The organism is Paracoccus denitrificans (genome assembly GCF_900100045.1).
In the GTDB taxonomy this organism is placed as follows: Bacteria; Pseudomonadota; Alphaproteobacteria; order Rhodobacterales; family Rhodobacteraceae; genus Paracoccus; species Paracoccus denitrificans.
Window position 1 is genome coordinate 1 of the sequence record NZ_FNEA01000005.1, and the last position, 17,612, is coordinate 17,612.

16 protein-coding genes are annotated in these 17,612 nt (G+C 66.9%); all 16 read right to left on the bottom strand.

The genetic code is table 11. The features are described 5' to 3' along the window. Window positions 1-952: ABC transporter permease (locus BLT64_RS04925; protein WP_011748436.1), on the bottom strand; the 952-nt coding region annotated here is incomplete at its 3' end. Between the two features lie 5 nt (window positions 953-957). After that, the gene (locus tag BLT64_RS04930) at window positions 958-2,259 is read right to left on the bottom strand and encodes an ABC transporter permease (protein ID WP_011748437.1); all 1,302 of its coding nucleotides are present in this window, start codon (window positions 2,257-2,259) and stop codon (window positions 958-960) included. A gap of 74 nt (window positions 2,260-2,333) precedes the next feature. Further along, the gene (locus BLT64_RS04935; RefSeq protein WP_011748438.1) at window positions 2,334-3,413 is read right to left on the bottom strand and encodes an ABC transporter substrate-binding protein; all 1,080 of its coding nucleotides are present in this window, start codon (window positions 3,411-3,413) and stop codon (window positions 2,334-2,336) included. A 98-nt stretch (window positions 3,414-3,511) separates the two neighbouring features. Then, window positions 3,512-4,591: an ABC transporter substrate-binding protein gene (locus tag BLT64_RS04940; RefSeq protein ID WP_041530241.1), complete on the bottom strand. Its 1,080-nt coding sequence runs from the start codon at window positions 4,589-4,591 to the stop codon at window positions 3,512-3,514. Between the two features lie 32 nt (window positions 4,592-4,623). After that, window positions 4,624-5,727 (bottom strand): ABC transporter ATP-binding protein, encoded by a 1,104-nt coding sequence (locus BLT64_RS04945; protein WP_011748440.1) that lies wholly within the window; start codon window positions 5,725-5,727, stop codon window positions 4,624-4,626. Window positions 5,728-5,931: 204 nt separating this feature from the next. Then, on the bottom strand, window positions 5,932-6,498 hold the full coding sequence (locus tag BLT64_RS04950) for a DUF421 domain-containing protein (protein ID WP_011748441.1): 567 nt from the start codon (window positions 6,496-6,498) through the stop codon (window positions 5,932-5,934). A gap of 102 nt (window positions 6,499-6,600) precedes the next feature. Further along, on the bottom strand, window positions 6,601-7,326 hold the full coding sequence (locus tag BLT64_RS04955) for an SDR family oxidoreductase (protein ID WP_041529941.1): 726 nt from the start codon (window positions 7,324-7,326) through the stop codon (window positions 6,601-6,603). A gap of 14 nt (window positions 7,327-7,340) precedes the next feature. Next, window positions 7,341-8,963, bottom strand: a complete 1,623-nt coding sequence (locus BLT64_RS04960; protein WP_011748443.1) for an FGGY-family carbohydrate kinase — start codon at window positions 8,961-8,963, stop codon at window positions 7,341-7,343. A 28-nt stretch (window positions 8,964-8,991) separates the two neighbouring features. Continuing rightward, a complete protein-coding gene (locus tag BLT64_RS04965; RefSeq protein WP_011748444.1) occupies window positions 8,992-9,723 on the bottom strand; it encodes an SDR family oxidoreductase in 732 nt (243 codons plus the stop codon). Window positions 9,724-9,759: 36 nt separating this feature from the next. After that, complete coding sequence (locus BLT64_RS04970; protein ID WP_011748445.1) at window positions 9,760-10,737, bottom strand: ABC transporter permease; 978 nt, start codon at window positions 10,735-10,737, stop codon at window positions 9,760-9,762. Further along, complete coding sequence (locus BLT64_RS04975) at window positions 10,727-12,232, bottom strand: sugar ABC transporter ATP-binding protein (RefSeq protein WP_254777237.1); 1,506 nt, start codon at window positions 12,230-12,232, stop codon at window positions 10,727-10,729. The genes BLT64_RS04970 and BLT64_RS04975 overlap by 11 nt, the downstream gene beginning before the upstream one ends. A gap of 67 nt (window positions 12,233-12,299) precedes the next feature. Continuing rightward, the gene (locus BLT64_RS04980; RefSeq protein ID WP_011748447.1) at window positions 12,300-13,205 is read right to left on the bottom strand and encodes an ABC transporter substrate-binding protein; all 906 of its coding nucleotides are present in this window, start codon (window positions 13,203-13,205) and stop codon (window positions 12,300-12,302) included. A gap of 99 nt (window positions 13,206-13,304) precedes the next feature. After that, window positions 13,305-14,189: an AraC family transcriptional regulator gene (locus BLT64_RS04985; protein ID WP_011748448.1), complete on the bottom strand. Its 885-nt coding sequence runs from the start codon at window positions 14,187-14,189 to the stop codon at window positions 13,305-13,307. Between the two features lie 250 nt (window positions 14,190-14,439). Continuing rightward, entirely contained in the window at window positions 14,440-15,897 is a 1,458-nt protein-coding gene (gene xylB, locus BLT64_RS04990) for a xylulokinase (RefSeq protein ID WP_011748449.1), read from the bottom strand. A gap of 4 nt (window positions 15,898-15,901) precedes the next feature. After that, window positions 15,902-16,939, bottom strand: a complete 1,038-nt coding sequence (locus BLT64_RS04995; protein WP_011748450.1) for an NAD(P)-dependent alcohol dehydrogenase — start codon at window positions 16,937-16,939, stop codon at window positions 15,902-15,904. Between the two features lie 203 nt (window positions 16,940-17,142). Then, window positions 17,143-17,607, bottom strand: coding sequence for a GatB/YqeY domain-containing protein (locus BLT64_RS05000; RefSeq protein ID WP_011748451.1), 465 nt, complete (start codon window positions 17,605-17,607; stop codon window positions 17,143-17,145). Between the last annotated feature and the right edge of the window lie 5 nt (window positions 17,608-17,612).

Sequence of the window (17,612 nt, forward strand, 5' to 3'; positions counted from 1 at the left end):
ACCCTGGGGTCAGCCCTCTGAGTTTTTCGGATCTTCTTCTGAGCATCTCGACGGTTGTGAGGAGCGCGATGGAGAAGATGACCAGCAGCGTGGCGACGGCGAGGATGGCGGGCGAGATCTGCTCGCGGATGCCGTTCCACATCTGGCGCGGGATGGTCTGCTGGTCCGGCCCGGCGATGAACAGCACCGCCACCACCTCGTCGAAGGAGGTCACGAAGGCGAACAGCGCCCCCGAGATCACCCCGGGCAGGATCAGGGGCATGGTGATGCGGAAGAAGGTCGTGCGCGGGTTCGCCCCCAGGCTCGCCGCCGCCCGGTTCAGCGACTGGTCGAAGCCGATCAGCGTCGCCGTCACCGTGATGATCACGAAGGGAATGCCCAGCGTGGCATGGGCCAGGATCACCCCCAGATAGGTGCCCGCCAGCCGGCCGCATTGCGGGTCCAGGCCGATCCAGGTCAGGGGCTCGCAGGGGTTCGAGTAGAAGAAGAACATCCCCGTCGCGGTGATGATGATCGGCACGATCATCGGCGAGATCAGCACCGCCATGATCGCCCGGCGATACGGCATCTCGGGCCGCGACAGCCCCAGCGCCGCCAGCGTGCCCAGCACCGTGGCCAGGATGGTCGAGAAAAAGCCGATGATGATCGAGCTTTTCGCCGCATTCACCCATTTCGCGTTCCGCCAGGCATCCGCCCACCAGCTCAGGTCGCGCGGCGCGTCCGGCCGCGCCATGCCGAAGGTCAGCAGGCTGTCGTACCAGCGCAGCGAATAGCCGTCCGGGTCGAAGGACAGCATCCGGTCGGTGAAGGTGAAATAGGGCTCGGCGTTGAAGCTCAGCGGGATCACCACCACGATCGGCGCGATCAGGAAGAAGAAGATCGCCGCGCAGATCGCCAGATAGGCGTAGTGCCAGGTCTTCTCCAAGGGCGAGGCATAGGTCGGAAGCGCCATGGCGGTTACCCCAGTTTCAGGTTGTCGATGCCGACGAGACGGTCGTAGACCCAGTAGAGGATCAGCACCCCGCCCAGCAGCAGCGCCGCCAGCGCGGCCGCCATGGACCAGTTCAGCGTCTGCGTCATGTGCATCGCGATCATGTTGGAGATCAGCTGCCCCGACGAGCCGCCGACCAGCGCCGGCGTGATGTAGTAGCCCACCGCCAGGATGAACACCAGCAGCGCCCCCGCCCCCAGCCCCGGCAGGGTCTGCGGGAAATAGATGCGGCGGAAGGCGGTCCAGCTGGTCGCGCCCAGGCTGCGCGCGGCGCGCACGTAGCTGGGATTGATGGTGCGCATCACCGAATAGAGCGGCAGGATCATGAAGGGCAGCAGGATATGGGTCATGGCGATGATCGTGCCGGTCTGGTTGAAGATCATCTGCAGCCGCTGGTTGTTGCCGATCACCCCCAGCCAGACCAGCACGTCGTTGACCACGCCCTGCTGCTGCAACAGCACGATCCAGGCCGTGGTCCTGACCAGCAGCGAGGTCCAGAACGGCAGCAGCACCAGGATCATCAGCAGGTTGGACTGCCGCATCGGCAGGGTGGCCAGCAGATGCGCGACCGGAAAGCCCAGGAGGAAGGTGGTGGCGGTGATGGCCAGCGACAGCCAGAAGGTGCGCAGGAACAGCTTGCCGTAGATCTGCTGCTGCGCCGGGGCGGAGACGATGTCGCCCTGGTCGTCGCGGGTGCGGTCCACCGCCGCGAGGTAGAAGTTGGCGGTATAGGGCGAGGCGGCCTCTCGCATCACCGACCACAGCCGGGGATTGCCCCACCGGGCGTCCATCTCCAGGATCGCCTCGCGATAGGGCGGCTCGATGCCGCCGCGCGCCTGCCGCCCGGCCGAGGTGAACAGCGACCGCGTGCCCGGCATGTCGTAGTTGATGCGGGTGCCGACCACGCCGATGGTGCGGGCCTGGGCGGCGGCGGTCAGGTCGGCGGCCAGCGCCGCCCAGGCCGCATCGTCGGGCTCGGTGCCGCGGGGGTTGTCGTGGAACCAGGCGCTGAGCTGCGGCATGTTGGCCGAGAAGCCCTCGTTCTTGACCGAGCGCTGCAGCATCTGCCCGATCGGCACCACGAAGGTGATCAGCACGAAAAGCAGAAGCGGAAGCACCAGGAAAAACGCACGACGACGCGCACGACGCGAACTCCGCGCAAGCGCAGATCTCAACGGACGACCGTCGGCGGTTCTCAGCGTTCCGCCTTCGTCGAGGCCGCCGGCCTCGGTCACGATCGCGGCATGGGGGTCAAGGGCTTTGGCCATCTCGGTCCTTTGTCGGGCAAGATCCTTGGTCGAAGCCGCGGCCCGAACCGGCGGGCCGCGGCGCGATGCGGCTGTCAGTTGGCCAGCCAGCCGTTGAAGCGCTCGGCCAGCTCGGCGGAATGGTCGGCCCAGAATTCCGGGTCGTCCATGACCGCGGTCTTCATGTATTCGGGATTGGTCGGCATATGCGGCCCCATCTCGGTCTTGCCGTCCTGATAGAGCCCGACCAGCGCCGCCGAGCTTTGCCGCGACGGGCCATAGGCGATGTATTTCGCCTGATTGGCCAGCTGTTCGGTGGCGGTGGCGAATTTCAGGTATTCCAGCGCCGCCTCGGGGTTGGGCGAGCCCTTGGGAATGGCGAACATGTCCATGTCCATGTATTGCCCGTCCCAGATGATCTCGAAGGGCTTGCCCTCGCCGACCATGGCGTCGAAGAAGCGGCCGTTATAGCCGGTCGCCATCACCACCTCGCCATCGGCCAGCAACTGCACCGGCTGGGCGCCGGCCTCCCACCAGACCACGTCGCGCTTGATGGTGTCGAGCTTGGCAAAGGCGCGGTCGACGCCCTCGGGCGTGCCCAGCACCTCATAGATCTGGTCGGGCGCCACGCCATCGGCGATCAGCGCCAGATACAGGGTGCGCTTGGGGTTCTTGGGCAGGCCGCGCTTGCCGGGGAACTTGGCGGTGTCGAAGAAGTCCGCGGCGGTCGAGGGTTTCTCGCCCTCGAACTTCGTGGTGTCGAAGGCGATGACCGTGCCCCAGAAGATGTTCGCCACGGCACATTCATGCAACGCGCCGGGGATGAAGTCGTCGGTGGCGGGCGTGCCATCGGGTGCGGCCGGCAGGATGGCGGGGTCGATCTCGACCAGCGCGCCCTCGTCGCAAAGCCGGATCGCGTCCGAGACCTCGATGTCGAAGACGTCGCCGGTGATGTTGCCCGCCTCGACCTGCGCCTTCAGCGGCGTGGCCGGGTTGTCGGCGGCCAGCATGTTCACCTTGATGCCGGTCTGCTCGGCGAAGGGGATGTTATAGGCCTCGACCTGCGATCTTTCATAGGCTCCGCCCCAGGAGACGACGTTGACCTCCTTGTTCTGGGCATGGGCCGCCAGACCGAGGCTGCACAGCGCCGAGGTCAGGATCAATGTGGTTTTCATGTTCTACTCCCGTTGGTATGCGGCTCTTTGGCCGTTTCTTGGCCCGTCAGGGCTCTGCATGGCCCACGGCGGGTCTGCCCCGCCGCGGGCCGGGCATGTCAGTTCGCCAGCCAGGCGTTGAAGCGTTCCTGCAACTCGGCGTCGTGATCGACCCAGAAGTCCAGGTTCGAGGCCAGCGCGTTCTCCAGGTTCTCGGCAAAGGTCGGCAGGTTCGGACCCATCGGCACGTCGGTGCCTTCGATATTGCCGACCAGGGCGGCGGCAGAGGTGCGCGGCGGGCCATAGCTGATGAACTCGGCGGCGCGGGCCTGCTGCTCGGGCGCGGTCGAGAAGGCGATGAACTCCTTGGCGGCCTCGGGGTTGGGCGCGCCTTTCGGCATGACCCAGCCCTCCATCTCGTAGATCTGGCCGTCCCAGACGATCTTGAAGGGCTTGCCCTCCTGCTGGGCGGCGTTGAAGATCCGGCCGTTGAAGGCAAAGGCCATGCTCACCTCGCCATCGGCCAGAAGCTGCGGCGGCTGCGCACCGGCCTCCCACCAGATCACGTCGTTCTTGATGGTGTCCAGCTTGGCGAATGCCTGGTCCACGCCCTCGGGCGTGCCCAGCACCTCGTAGACCTGGCCGGGCGCCACGCCATCGGCCATCAGCGCGAATTCCAGGTTGAACTTGGCGCCCTTGCGCATGGTGCGCTTGCCGGGGAACTTGGCCGTGTCGAAGAAATCCGCCGCGCCGGCGGGCTTGGCATCGGGGAACTTGCTGTCGTCATAGGCCAGGATCATCGAATAGACATCCGTGCCGACGAAGCATTCGGTGATCGCGCCCTCGATGAAGTCATCGGCGGCGGCGGTGCCGTCGGCGGCGGGGGTCAGGATCGCGGGGTCGATCTCTTCCAGCAGTCCCTCGTCGCAAAGCCGCACGGCATCGGCATATTCGACCGAAGCCACGTCGATCGAGACGTTGCCGGCCTCGACCTGGGCCTTGACCGGGGTGGCGGGGTTGTCGGCGTCCGAGACCTGGACCTTCATCCCGGTCTTGGCCTCGAAGGGCTTGGCATAGGCCTCGACATGGCTCATGCCATAGGCTCCGCCCCAGGACAGCAGGTTGACCTGCTTGTCCTGCGCCTGGGCGGCGGCCGCGACGGTGACCAGCGCAGAGGTCAGTATCAGCGTGCGTTTCATCATAACTCCCTGGTTCCTTGCTCGATGCACACTCAGACCGGATCGAGGGCGCGGGCGTCCTCGGGATGCCAGCCGATCCGTATCGTCTGGCCGGGCGACAGCTTCACCTGGCCAAGCGTATTGCGGTATTTCATGACGAAATCGTCCTGGCCGGCGACATGCAGCCGCGCCCGCAGGATGTCGCCCATATAGATCACGTCGCGCACCTGCGCCTCGATGGTATGGGCGCCGGCCGGCATCAGCTCGGGCTTGAACTCGACCCGCTCGGGCCGGATCGAGACCGTGGTGACCTGCCCGACTTCGCGGATGTTGACGGCGGTGGCGTCGATCAGCTCGCCATTGCCCAGCCGCACCAGCGTCTTGTCGCCCTGAAGCTGCTCGATGGTGCCGCGCAGCGCATTGTTCTCTCCGATGAAGCCGGCGACGAAGCTGTTCTCGGGCTGCTCATAGAGCACCGGCGGCGGCGCAAGCTGCTGGATGCGGCCGTCGTTGAACACGGCGATTCGGTCCGACATGGTCAGCGCCTCGCCCTGGTCGTGGGTCACATAGACCACGGTGATGCCCAGCCGGTCGTGCAGCGCCTTGATCTCGAACTGCATATGCTCGCGCAGCTGCTTGTCGAGCGCGCCCAGCGGCTCGTCCATCAGCACCAGCTTGGGGTCGAAGACCAGCGCGCGCGCCAGCGCGATACGCTGCTGCTGGCCGCCCGAAAGCTGGGCCGGGCGGCGATTCTTGAACTGGCCCATCTGCACCATGTCGAGCGCGCGGGTGACGCGCGTCTCGCGCTCGTCCTTGCCCATGCCGCGCACTTCCAGCGGAAAGGACAGGTTCTCGCCCACGCTCATATGCGGGAACAGCGCATAGTTCTGGAACACCATGCCGATGCCGCGCCGGTGGGGCGGCACGTCGTTGATGTTGCGGCCGTCCAGCCGGATCTCTCCATGGGTCGCCGTCTCGAACCCCGCCAGCATCATCAGGCAGGTGGTCTTGCCCGAGCCGGACGGGCCAAGCATGGTCAGAAATTCGCCCTTGCCGATGGTCAGGTTCAGGTCTTTGACGACAAGTGTCTGGCCGTCATAGCTTTTCTGGACATGATCGAAGACAACGAAAGCGTCGTTGCCGGGGTCTGCTGTCACGATGCGGGCTCCCTGTTTCTATTGGTTCTTCGTTCCGCCCGCCAACAGTAATCGGCGCTTGTCGAGGAATGCAACTCACTTGTCGCCGCAGCCGGCAGGACGCAGGCGACGAAGGCGGTGTCGCATTGCGTCACTGCCCTTTCGCCCGGCAGATTCCGGTTTCAGGTGAAGGTTCGTGCAGCCCGTCGCAGCCGAGGCCCGGGCTTACGGTTTGCCCATGCGGGCCAGTTCCCGCTGCGGGACGGCGGGCGGATGGTAAAGCCCGGCCGCGCCCTCCTGACCCCGCCTCAGCACCGAAAGCGAGCCGTTCGCCTCGAGGATGGCGAACTTGACCTCGGAAAGATCGGTCACGCCCCTTTCGCGCAGCTTCAGGTAAAGCTCGTTCATGCCGATGCCCTGCCGGCGCAGGCGGTCGCCATGCACCCGGCCTTCGGTGACGACGATGCGCGGCCGGCCCTCGAAAAGCCGGGTCAGCAGGTCCGAGGACAGAATCGCCTCGTCCACCAGCTTGTTGAAGCCCGCGACCAGGAAGATCGCGAACATGGCGGGCAGCAGCGGCACATCCGGGTAGAACAGCGAATCCCCCACCGCCGAGCCGATGGCGATGACCAGCAGGAACTCGACGATGGAAAGCTGCGCCACCGTGCGCCCGCCCAGCCAGCGCATCAGGGCCAGCGTATAGAAATAGATGATGACAGTGCGGAAAAAGACCTCCCAGGCGAAGCCCAGGTCCTGGTCGCCCAGGAAGATGCGGTGAAGTTCCTCAAGCATGGCGGCTGCCCCCTGCCCGCGCCGGCTTTGCGCCAAGGGACAATCCGCGATCCGGGGCGCGGGTTCCCCGCCGCCCGGCCGAATCCCGGCGACAGGAAGGCCCTAGACAGCCAGGAAACCGCCATCCACCGGCAGCACCGCGCCCGAGACCATGCGGCTGTCCTCCGAGAGCAGCAGCGCGATGCCCTGCGCGACCTCCTCGGCCTCGGCAAAGCGGTCCAGCGGATGGCGCACCATCATCGGCTGGCTTTTCGCCGGGTCGCTCCAGGCTTCGGCAGCCAGTTCGGTCAGGGTGATGGTGGGCGCCACGGCATTCACGCGGATGCCGTGCGGGCCAAGCTCCTTGGCCAGCACGCGGGTCGCGCCCTCCAGCCCTGCCTTGGAGGCGGCATAGCACAGGTGATCCTGAAAGCCGCGGTGACCGGCGATCGAGGTGATGTTGACGATGGCGCCGCCGCCCCCCGCCGCCACGCGGCCGCGGGCGAATTCCTGGCAGCAGATCAGCGCCGCGCGCAGGTTGATGCCCAAGACCGCCTCATAGCCGGCCTCGGTCATGTCCAGCACGCTTTCCAGCACGTTTATGCCGGCACTGTTGACGAGATAGTCGGCGGTCCCGGCCTCGGCCATGGCGGCGCGGGCAGCAACCGGATCGGCCAGATCGACGCGGATGCCGCGCGCGCCGATCTCGGCCGCGAGGCTGTCGAGGTCGGACTGGGTGCGGCTCAGCGCCACGACCTCGGCGCCGCGGGTGGCCATGAGCCGGGCGCAGGCCCGGCCGATGCCCTTGCCCGCGCCGGTGATGATGACGGTCTTGCCCGAGAATTGCATGGTCCCTCGCATGTTCAGGTGGACGGCAAAGCCGCCATGGTGGCGCGGATCTGCCGCGCCGTGGATTGCAGCGCCAGGAAGGCGGCGTGGCGCGCGTCCTGCCGCGCGCGGGCGGCGGGATCGGGGGCGCAGCGCATCGCGATGCGCGACATGGCGGGCATCGCGGTATGCAGGTCGGGATAGACCCCCGCCGCCACCGCGCCCAGCATGGCCGAGCCAAGCAGCACCGGCTCGGGGCATTCCGTCACCTCGACCGGCAGCCCGGTCGCATCCGCCAGAAGCTGCCGGGTCAGCGGATGCGCGCCGGCGCCGCCGCTGGTGCTGATCGTCTGGACCGGGGCGCCATGGGCGGCCTGGGTCTCGATGATCTGGCGCAGCCCGTAGCCAAGGCCGCAGATCCCCGCGACATAAAGCGCGACCAACGAATCCGGTCCGCTCTCCATCCCCTGCCCCATGACGACGGCGCGGGCATGGGGATCGGCGAAGGGGGCGCGGTTGCCCAGGAACTCGGGCACCACATGCAGCTCGTCGGCCAGCCGCACCGCAGCGCTGGCCTCGCCTGCCAGGTCCAGCGCCCGGTCGGCCAGCCATTGCGGCAGCGATTTGCCCGCCGCCTCGGCCAGAGCGGTGGCCTCGGCCGTGGCGGGATGCAGTTGCACCAGCTGGTCGATGGCGGCACCGGCGGCGGACTGGCCGCCCTCGTTCAGCCACATGCCGGGCACCATGGCCGAGTAATAAGGCCCCCAGACGCCGGGCACGAAGGCCGGCTCGCGCGTCGTGGTCATGGTGCAGGACGAGGTGCCGAAGACATAGCCCAGGCATTTCGTCGCATCGCCCCCGGCCGCGACCGTGCCGACGCCGCCGGCATGGGCGTCGATCAGCCCCGCCGCGACCGCGGTGCCGGGGCGCAGCCCCATGGCCTCGGCAGCGGCCGCGGTCAGCCCCGCCCCCAGCGCAGTGCCGGGATCGACGACACGCGAACCGATGCGGGCGAAACCGTTATCGGCCAGGTCGCCCAGTCCGATCTGGCGGAAATAATCCGCATCCCAGCGCCCCTCATGCGCCAGATAGGTCCATTTGCAGGTCACGGTGCAGGCGGAACGCTCCAGCGCGCCGGTCGCCTTCCAGGTCAGGAAATCGGTCAGGTCGAAGAAATGCGCGGCCGCCGCATAGGTCTCGGGCCGGTTCTCGCGCAACCATAGCAGCTTCGGCGTCTCCATCTCGGGCGAGATGCGGCCGCCGACATATTTCAGCACGTCGTGGCCTTGCGCGTTGATGCGCTCGGCCTGTTCCACGGCGCGGTGGTCCATCCAGACGATGATGTCGCGCTCGGGATGGGCGGGATCGCCGACCGGCAGCGTGGCATCCCCCGCCCCGCGCACGACCAGCGAGCAAGTGGCGTCGAAGCCGATGCCCGCGACCTGCGCCGGATCGATCCCGGCGCGGGCCACGCTTTCCCGGACGGAATCGCACACGGCCCGCCAGACCTGCTCGCTGGACTGTTCGGCGACGATGCCGCGTTCGCGGTGCATCTCGATGGGGCGCTTGGCGGTGGCAAGCAGCCGGCCTGCGCGGTCGAAGACCCCGGCCCGGGCCGAGCCGGTGCCCACGTCGATGCCGATCAGATACTGGTCCATGGCGCTACTCCGTTCCGGGTGCCGGGCGTCAGACGCGGTCGAAATTGGTCGGCAACACCAGCATGTCGCGGATGGTGACGGTGCGCTTGCGGGTCAGCATGTATTCGAGCGCATCGGCAACCTCTTCCGCGTCGATCAGGCTGCCGGATTCCCTGGCCTTGCGCAAATTCTCCTCGGGCCAGTCGGCCAGCAGCGCCGAGACCACCGGGCCGGGCGAGACCTGCATGACGCGCACGCCATGCGGGATCATCTGCCGGCGCATGCCCTGGACAAAGCTGGTGATCGCCCATTTCGAGCCGGAATAGACCGGCTCCCACCAGGTCGGGAAATGGCCGGCGATCGAGCAGGTGACGACGATGTCGCCGGTTTTCCGCCGGGTCATGTGCGGCACCACGGCGCGGACGTTCTTCATCACCGCGTTGACGTTGAGGTTCAGCATCCGGTCGATGGCCTCGGGCGTCGTCTCGGTCAACTCGCCGCCGATATAGGTGCCGGCATTGCAATAGAGGATGTCGATATGGTCGACCTTGGCCAGGATCTCGGGGATCATCGCATTGCAGCTGTCGACGTCGAGCAGGTTCGTCACCTGCGGGATCGCCCTGTCGCCCAGCTTGCCGGCCAGTTCGGCCAGCGCCGCCTCGTTCCAGTCCACCATGACCACGGTGGCACCGCGATCCAGCAGCCGCCGGGTGGCGGCAAGGCCGATCCCCGAGGCCGCGCCGGTGATGACGGCGATCTTGCCGTCCAGCGATTCAGACATTCCATTCTCCTGTCTTTCTAATGGGTTGGGCGGGGCTCAGCGCCATTCGCGCCCGATATAGATGGCCAGCAGGATGATCGCGCCCTTGATGACGTCCTGCAGATAGGGGTTGATGCCCATCAGGTTCAGGCCGTTGTTCAGGATGCCCAGCAGGACCGCGCCGATCAGCGTGCCCAGGATCAGTCCGCGCCCGCCCGAGATGGCGGTGCCGCCCAGCACCACGGCGGCGATGGCGTCAAGCTCGAAGCCCTGGCCGGCATTGGGCTGGCCGCTCATCAGCCGCCCGGTCAGGATCACCGCGGCCAAGGCCGAGGTCAGGCCCGAGATGCCATAGACTGCCAGCTTGACCCGCTGGGTCTTGACGCCGGAAAGCCGCGCCGCGGTCTCGTTGCCGCCAAGCGCATAGACATGGCGGCCAAAGGCAGTGCGCTGCAAGAGCACCCAGGCCAGGGCGTAGATCAGCACCATGATGATGACCGGGACCGGCACCACGCCGACGCGGCCCACCCCGAACCACGAGATCCAGCCGGGGATGCCGCTGATCGGATAGCCGCCCGAATAGATCAGGCCCAGCCCGCGCGCCATGCCCATGGTGGCCAGCGTCACGATGATCGCCGGCATCCGGCCCCAGGCGACCAGCACGCCGTTCGCCAGCCCGATGCCCAGGCCGATCAGCAGCCCGGTGAGCAGCGCCACCGGCGCCGGCAGGCCCATGTTGACCATCAGCCCCGCGCTGAGCGTGCCGACCAGCGCCATCACCGCGCCGACCGACAGGTCGATGCCGCCGGTCAGGATGACGAAGGTCATGCCCACCGCGAGGATGCCGACGACCGACACCTGCCGCAGCACGTTCATGATATTGTTCAGGCTGAAGAAATTGTCGCTGGCGAGCCCCATCAGGATCGATACGACGATCAGCCCGATCAGCGGCAGCGCCAGGGGCGAATGCAGCAGGCGGCCAAGCGAGAAGCCGCCGGTTTTCCCGGCCGAGCCGGTGTTTGCGTCATGCGACATGTTCAACTCTCCCGGTCGTGGCATGGGTCATGATGGTTTCGGAATTGATCTCGGCCCCCTCGACCGTGGCCACGATCCCGCCCGAGCGGAACACGCAGACCCGGTCGGACATGCCGATCACCTCGGGCAGTTCGGACGAGATCATGATGATCGCCCCGCCCTTCTCGGTGAAGGCGCGCATCAGCGCATAGATTTCCGCCTTGGCGCCGACATCGATGCCGCGCGTCGGCTCGTCGAAGATCAGCACCTGCATGTCGTGGTTCAGCCAGCGGGCGATGACGACCTTTTGCTGGTTGCCGCCCGACAGCGTATCGACGCGGGCATGCGGCCCCTGCGCCTTGACCCGGACCTGCGCCATGGCGGTCTCGGTCGCGGCCAGTTCCTTTTTCAGGTCGATGAACCAGTGGTTCTTGCGATACTTGCCGTAATTGTTCAGCGAGACGTTCTGCAGGATCGAAAAGCTGGTGATCAGCCCCTGCTCCTTGCGGCTTTCGGGCAGCAGACCGATGCCATGCGCCAGCCCCTCGTCCGGGCCGCGAAAGCGTTTCTCGACCCCGTCCACCTTCACCTTGCAGCGTTGGGCCGGATACGCCCCCAGCATCGCCAGCACGGTTTCGGTGCGGCCCGAACCGACCAGCCCGGCAAAGCCCAGGATCTCGCCCTTGCGCAGCGCAAAGCGCGAGACGGGGCCGCCCTTCTTCAGCTGCACCTCCTCGACCTCGACGGCCAGCGGGGCGGCGGGGGCGGCGGCGGGCTTGGGCGGGAAGTTGTTCTCGATCCGGCGGCCGACCATCATCTCGACCAGCCGGTCGTTGTCGACCTCGGAAACCGCGCAGGAACCGACGAACTCACCGTCGCGCAGCACGGTGATGCGGTCGCAGATCTCGAATATCTCTTCCAGGTGATGCGAGATGAAGATGATCGCCACACCCTGCCGGCGCAGCTCGCGCATGACCTTGAACAGGTGCTCGACCTCCGAGGGGGTCAGGGTCGCGGTCGGCTCGTCCAGGACCAGGATGCGGGCGTCGAGCGACAACGCCTTGGCGATCTCGACGAATTGCTGCTCGGCGACGGACAGGCGATGCACCGGCACGTCCAGGGCCACATCGACGGCCAGCTGGCGCATGATCTCGGCGGCGCGCTTGCGCATCGCCTTGCGGTCAAGCATGCCCAGCGGCCCGCGCATCTCGCGCGCCAGGAACATGTTCTCGACCGCGTCGAGATAGGGGATCAGGCTGAATTCCTGGAACACGATGCCGATGCCGGCGGCGATGGCCTGGTCGTAATCGGCGAAATGGCGCTCGGTTCCCTCGATGCGGATCGTGCCCTCGCTGGGCTGGATGATGCCGCACAGGATCTTCATCAGCGTGGACTTGCCGGCGCCGTTCTCGCCCAGAAGCGCATGGACCTCGCCCGCGCGGACCTCCAGATCGACGCCGTGCAGCACCTCGATCTTGCCGAAGCTTTTTCGGATTCCGTTCAGTTCCAGCATCATGCCCTCCTGAATGGCTGGGAAATGTCCCGCCCCCGCGACATGCAGGGGCGGGCGCGGGGAGGAACCCTTACCAGCTGAACTCGGCAGCGTTCTCGGCGTCGACGACCATGACGTCGATCGGCACTTCCTTCGGCACCACGCGGGCGCCCCATTTCTGCGCCAGCGCCATGGCCAGGCCGACGCGGACCTGGTCGCGCGGGAATTGCGCGGTGGTCTCGATGAAGGGGCCGCCCGCGGCGATAGCCTGGACCGCCTCGGGTGCGCCGTCGACCGATGTCAGCTTGATGTCCTTGCCCGAGCCCTGGATCGCCGCCAGCGCACCCATGGCGCCGCCGTCGTTGACCGAGAAGATGCCGGCCAGATTCGGATGCGACTGGATCATGTTCTCGACCACGCCCAGCGCGACCGAACGGTCCTGGCGGCCGTTCTGGGTGGTGACCAGGGTGATTTCCGGGAACTCTTCCAGCGCGGCCTTGCAGCCCTCGACGCGCTGAAGGATCGGCACGACCGGGATGCCGTCCAGGATCGCGACCTCGCCCTTGCCCTCCAGCGCCTCGCCCAGATACTTGCAGGACATGTAGCCCGCATCGCGGTTCTTCGAGCCGACGAAGGTATCGACCGGGCCGTTCGCGTTCGCATCGACCGCGACCACGGTGACGCCGGCGGCCTTGGCGGCGTGGACGGCGGCCTCGATCCCGGCGCTGTCGGTCGGGTTCAGCAGCAGGATGTCGATGTTCTGCTGCAGCATGTCCTCGACATCCGAGATCTGCTTGGCGACGTCATGGCCGGCATCGGTCACGACGACATCCGCGCCCAGGCTGGCGGCGGCTTCGTTCAGCGCCTCTTGCATGGACACGAAATAGGGGTTGTTGAGCTCCTGGAAGGTCATGCCGATCTTGAGCTTGTCCTGCGCGAGCGCCGGGGCCGCCAGCAGCGCCAGCGCGGCCGAAGCGGTAAGAAGTTTCGATTTCATCGGGGTTCCCTCCCATCTGGATGAAAGCAGGCAAAGCCTGCGCGTCTCCGGGCGGCGGCGCGCCACCCGAATTGGTGAATTCCGCAATGTCGGTTCTTGTCAGTCCGCCATGACCAGCGCCTTCTGGGCCGCGAATGTCGCGCGGAACTGCGAGGGCGACATTCCCTTGAGCTTCAGGAAATGCCGGTTGAAGTTCGACAGGTTCGAAAACCCGACCTCATAGCAGATCTCGGCCACCTTGATGTCGGGATCGGTCAAGAGCATCTGGCAGGCCAGGTCGACACGCAACTGGTTGCGATAGCGCACCAGCGTGGTGCCGGTATGGCGCTTGAAGGCGCGGGAAAAGGCGCTTTGGCTTTGCCCGACCATCTCGGCCAGCTCGCCCTCTTCGATCTGCTCGGTCAGATGCTCGCGCAGATAGCCCAGCGCGCGGTTGATGCCGCCGTCGTGGATGCGCGTCAGGTCCAGCTCGAAGCTGAGGCTCGCCAGCACCTCGTATTCCGGCGCATTGGCCAGCAGGTCCAGGATTTCCCAGAACAGCGCCAGCCGCCGCAGCCCCTGCGCCTCGACCAGCCGCTCCATCAGCGGACGGACGCGGGCGCTGGTCGCGTCGTCGAACAGCAAGCCGCGGCGCGAGCGCTCCAGCAGCGGACCCAGCGCCTGCATCTCGGGCATGGCGGTGCTGGCCTCGTCGATGAAGGCTTCGGGAAACTGGATGACCAGCGAGCGCAGCGGCACCGCCTCGCCGGGCGGGATGTCGCTGATCCAGTTCTGCGGCAGGTTGGGGCCGGTCATGATCAGCTGGCCCGGCCGGAAGCTGCCGACATGGTCGCCGATATAGAATGTGCCCGAGGTCGCGACGACCAGATGGATCTCGTATTCGGGATGGTAATGCCAGCGCACCGTGCGGAACGGATAGCCGTGCATCCACGCGGCGAAGGATTCGCCCTTGCGGATGTGGACCAGTTCCAGATCGGGTTGCATTGGCCTTCCTCCCTGCGCGCCGCGAGCCCTGCCGGGCCTGCCGCGAACGTCCAGGAACCATAAGCTTCAAGCCGTGCCGCGATCCACATCAGGGCCAAAAAAATACCGATACTTTTTTGACCGAAATCGCGCAGGAATTGAAGAGCTCTGCCGGAAACGGCGCGGCAGGAATTTGCTGCATGGCAGAAAGTCCGTGCCGCGTTGCAGCGACACGGGCCTGCTTTTTCTTGAAAACCTGATGTTGGCGCTATCAGGCGTCCGCTGCCGCCAGATCCCGCAGGCGCGGATAGGCGGCATGATAAGCCTCATACTTTTTCGCATAGGCTGCGGCCAGTTCAGGATCGGGCACAACTTCTGCGCGAACGGCCGGCTTCGCGAAGACCCGCTCGGAGATGTCGCCGGTGGCGCAGGCGGCCGCCAGCCGGGCCGCCCCGAAGGCCGCGCCGAAATCGCCGTCCTCGGGTTCGAGCAGCGTAAGCCCGGTGGCCGAGGCCATGATTCGCAGCCATGCCCGCGACCGCGCGCCGCCGCCGACCGCATAGGCGGCCTCGATCGGCGTGCCGGCCTTGCGCAGCGCGTGGACGCAATCGGCGAATGCCATGGCCACGCCCTCCATAGCCGCCTGCGCCAGATCGGCCAACCCGGTGGCGCGGCGCAGGCCCAGGAAGGCGCCGGTGGCGTCGGGATCGTTCAGCGGCGTGCGCTCGCCCGAGAGATAGGGCAGGAACAGCACCGGAGAGGGCGCCGTCACATCGCCGACCAGCCCGGCAAGGTCGGGCACGGTTTTCCCGCTGATCTCGGACAGCCAGGTCAGGCTGTCGGTCGCCGACAGGATCACGCCCATCTGGTGCCAGGTGTCCGGCACGGCATGGCAGAAGGTATGCACCGCATCGCCGGTATTCGGCGCGTAAGCCTCGGTTGCGGCGAACAGCACGCCCGAGGTGCCCAGCGACAGGAAGCCGGTACCCGGGGCCATCACCCCCATGCCGCAGGCCGTGGCGGCATTGTCGCCGCCGCCGCCCGCCACCGGCACGCGCGGGATGCCCCAGCGTTCGGCCAGGTCGGCGCGCAGATGGCCCGAAACGTCGCTGCCCTCGACCAGCGCCGGCATATGGGCGCGCGTCAGCCCGGTCGCCTGCAACAGCGCATCCGACCAATCGCGCCGGCGCACGTCCAGCCACAGCGTCCCGGCCGCGTCCGACATCTCGGCGACATGCTCGCCGGTCAGCCACAGCCGCAGGTAATCCTTGGGCAGCAGCACCCTGGCTGTCCGCTCAAATATCCCGGGTTCGTTCTGCGCCGCCCACAGCAGTTTCGGCGCGGTGAAGCCCGCCATCACCAGATTGCCGGCGATGCCATGGAAATCGGCGCGCGCGGTCAGTTCGGCGCATTGCGAGCCCGAGCGGCCGTCGTTCCACAGGATGCAGGGCCGCAGCACCTGGTCCGAGCCGTCCAGCAGCACCGCCCCATGCATGTGGCCGGACAGGCCGATGGCCTGCAACCGCGCCATTTCCTGCGGATGATCGCGCAGCAACGTGGCAATGGCAGCCTCTGTGCCGGCGATCCAGTCGGCGGGCGCCTGTTCGGACCAGCCGGGATGCGGGCGGCTGACGGTCAGCGCCGCATGGGCCACGCCGACGGTCGCGAAGGTTTCGTCCACCAGCATCGCCTTGATGCCCGAGGTGCCCAGGTCGATCCCCAGATACATGGCCTTACTCCGGCATGACGATCTGCAATTTCACGTCGGTCTCGCGCGCTAGGGCGGCACGGTCGAAACCGGCGATGCTCTCCTCGAAGGGGATCGAGGCCGAGATCAGCGGCTTGAGATCCACCTTGCCCGAGGCGATCAGCGCGATGGCACGATCATAGACATTGGCATAGCGGAACACCGTCTCGACCCGCAGTTCCTTGGCCTGCAGCCCGACGATATCGACCGGCACCGGATCGACCGGCATGCCGACCAGCACGATGGCGCCGCCCGGACGCGCAAGCTGGTGCATGGACAGGATCGCGGGCGCGGCGCCCGAGCATTCGAAGACGATGTCGGCGCCCCAGCCCCCGGTCGCCCCGGACACCGCCTCGGCCAGCGGGCGGTTGCGGATGTTCACCGTCTCGACGCCGTCATAGGCGCCGATGATGTCCAGCTTGGGCTGGGCAAGGTCGGCCACGATCACCCGCGCGCAACCGCCGGCCAGTGCGGCCAGCGCCACCATCATGCCGATGGGGCCCGCGCCCGTCACCACCGCCACGTCGCCCGGCTGGATGCGCGCCCGCAGCGCCGCCTGCATGCCGATGGCAAAGGGCTCGACCATCGCGCCCTCGGCGAAGCTGACATTGTCGGGCAGCTTGTAGGTGAAGGCGGCCGGATGGATCACCTCGGGCGTCAGGCAGCCATGCACCGGCGGCGTCGCCCAGAAGGTCACGGCGGGATCGACATTGTAGATGCCCAGCTTGGCGGCGCGCGAGGTCGGGTCGGGAACCCCCGGCTCCATGCAGACCCGGTCGCCGGGCCTCAGGTGCGAAACCTCGGCCCCCACCTCGATTACCGTGCCCGCGGCCTCATGGCCCAGCACCATCGGCGCTTCGACGACGAAATGGCCGATCTTCCCATGCGTATAGTAATGCACGTCCGAACCGCAGATCCCCACCGTATGGGTCTTGATCCGTACGTCCCTGGGGCCGAGCGTGCCGGGAATGTCGAAATCCCGCAGCGACAGCTTGCCCTTTTCTTCCAGCACCAGTGCCTTCATCGCCCGTCCTCCTGATGGCCGCGCCGCCTCCCGGCGCCCTCGACTCGCGTCTTTGGCGGCGAGTCGAGGCCACTGTAAACAGAAACCCGCATCACACGCGAGCTTTTGCCCATCAGAAGAATAAATGTATCAGTCTTTGACTGCGAAAACCATGCGCCACAGGGCGGCAGCGACGCACGGCGCGCCAGAACCCGAGAATCGGGTCATTTCATCAGCCGGTCCTTGACCACGGGACCGACGGCGCCGAAATCCATCTGCCCGGCATGGCGCGTGCGCAACTCGGCCATGACCCGGCCCATGTCGCGGATCGACTCGGCGCCCAGATCGGCGATGGCCTTGTCGATGGCGGCGCGGGTTTCCTCTGCGTCGAGCTGGCGCGGCAGATAGGACTGGATCACCTTGATCTCGTCCTGCTCGCGCTCGGCCAGTTCCAGCCGGCCGCCTTCCTCATAGGCTTTCGCCGATTCCTGGCGCTGCTTGACCATCTTGGACAGGATGGCGGTCAGGTCGGCATCGCTCAGCCCGGCCTCCTCGCCGCCTTCGGTGCGTGCGGCGATCTCGCGGTCCTTGATCGCGGCCGAGATCAGCCGCAGCGTCGAAAGCCGTGCCGCCTCCTTGGCTTTCATCGCCTCCTTGGTATCGGCCAGAATGCGTTCGCGCAGTCCCATGTGAT

What these genes read in the sequence shown, in the direction of transcription:
- BLT64_RS04930 (WP_011748437.1), bottom strand. Translation starts at nt 2,259, where the DNA reads ATGGCCAAAGCCCTTGACCCCCATGCCGCGATCGTGACCGAGGCCGGC.
- BLT64_RS04935 (WP_011748438.1), bottom strand. Translation starts at nt 3,413, where the DNA reads ATGAAAACCACATTGATCCTGACCTCGGCGCTGTGCAGCCTCGGTCTG.
- BLT64_RS04940 (WP_041530241.1), bottom strand. Translation starts at nt 4,591, where the DNA reads ATGAAACGCACGCTGATACTGACCTCTGCGCTGGTCACCGTCGCGGCC.
- BLT64_RS04950 (WP_011748441.1), bottom strand. Translation starts at nt 6,498, where the DNA reads ATGCTTGAGGAACTTCACCGCATCTTCCTGGGCGACCAGGACCTGGGC.
- BLT64_RS04955 (WP_041529941.1), bottom strand. Translation starts at nt 7,326, where the DNA reads ATGCAATTCTCGGGCAAGACCGTCATCATCACCGGCGCGGGCAAGGGC.
- BLT64_RS04960 (WP_011748443.1), bottom strand. Translation starts at nt 8,963, where the DNA reads ATGGACCAGTATCTGATCGGCATCGACGTGGGCACCGGCTCGGCCCGG.
- BLT64_RS04965 (WP_011748444.1), bottom strand. Translation starts at nt 9,723, where the DNA reads ATGTCTGAATCGCTGGACGGCAAGATCGCCGTCATCACCGGCGCGGCC.
- BLT64_RS04970 (WP_011748445.1), bottom strand. Translation starts at nt 10,737, where the DNA reads ATGTCGCATGACGCAAACACCGGCTCGGCCGGGAAAACCGGCGGCTTC.
- BLT64_RS04975 (WP_254777237.1), bottom strand. Translation starts at nt 12,232, where the DNA reads ATGATGCTGGAACTGAACGGAATCCGAAAAAGCTTCGGCAAGATCGAG.
- BLT64_RS04980 (WP_011748447.1), bottom strand. Translation starts at nt 13,205, where the DNA reads ATGAAATCGAAACTTCTTACCGCTTCGGCCGCGCTGGCGCTGCTGGCG.
- BLT64_RS04985 (WP_011748448.1), bottom strand. Translation starts at nt 14,189, where the DNA reads ATGCAACCCGATCTGGAACTGGTCCACATCCGCAAGGGCGAATCCTTC.
- xylB (WP_011748449.1), bottom strand. Translation starts at nt 15,897, where the DNA reads ATGTATCTGGGGATCGACCTGGGCACCTCGGGCATCAAGGCGATGCTG.
- BLT64_RS04995 (WP_011748450.1), bottom strand. Translation starts at nt 16,939, where the DNA reads ATGAAGGCACTGGTGCTGGAAGAAAAGGGCAAGCTGTCGCTGCGGGAT.
- BLT64_RS05000 (WP_011748451.1), bottom strand. Translation starts at nt 17,607, where the DNA reads ATGGGACTGCGCGAACGCATTCTGGCCGATACCAAGGAGGCGATGAAA.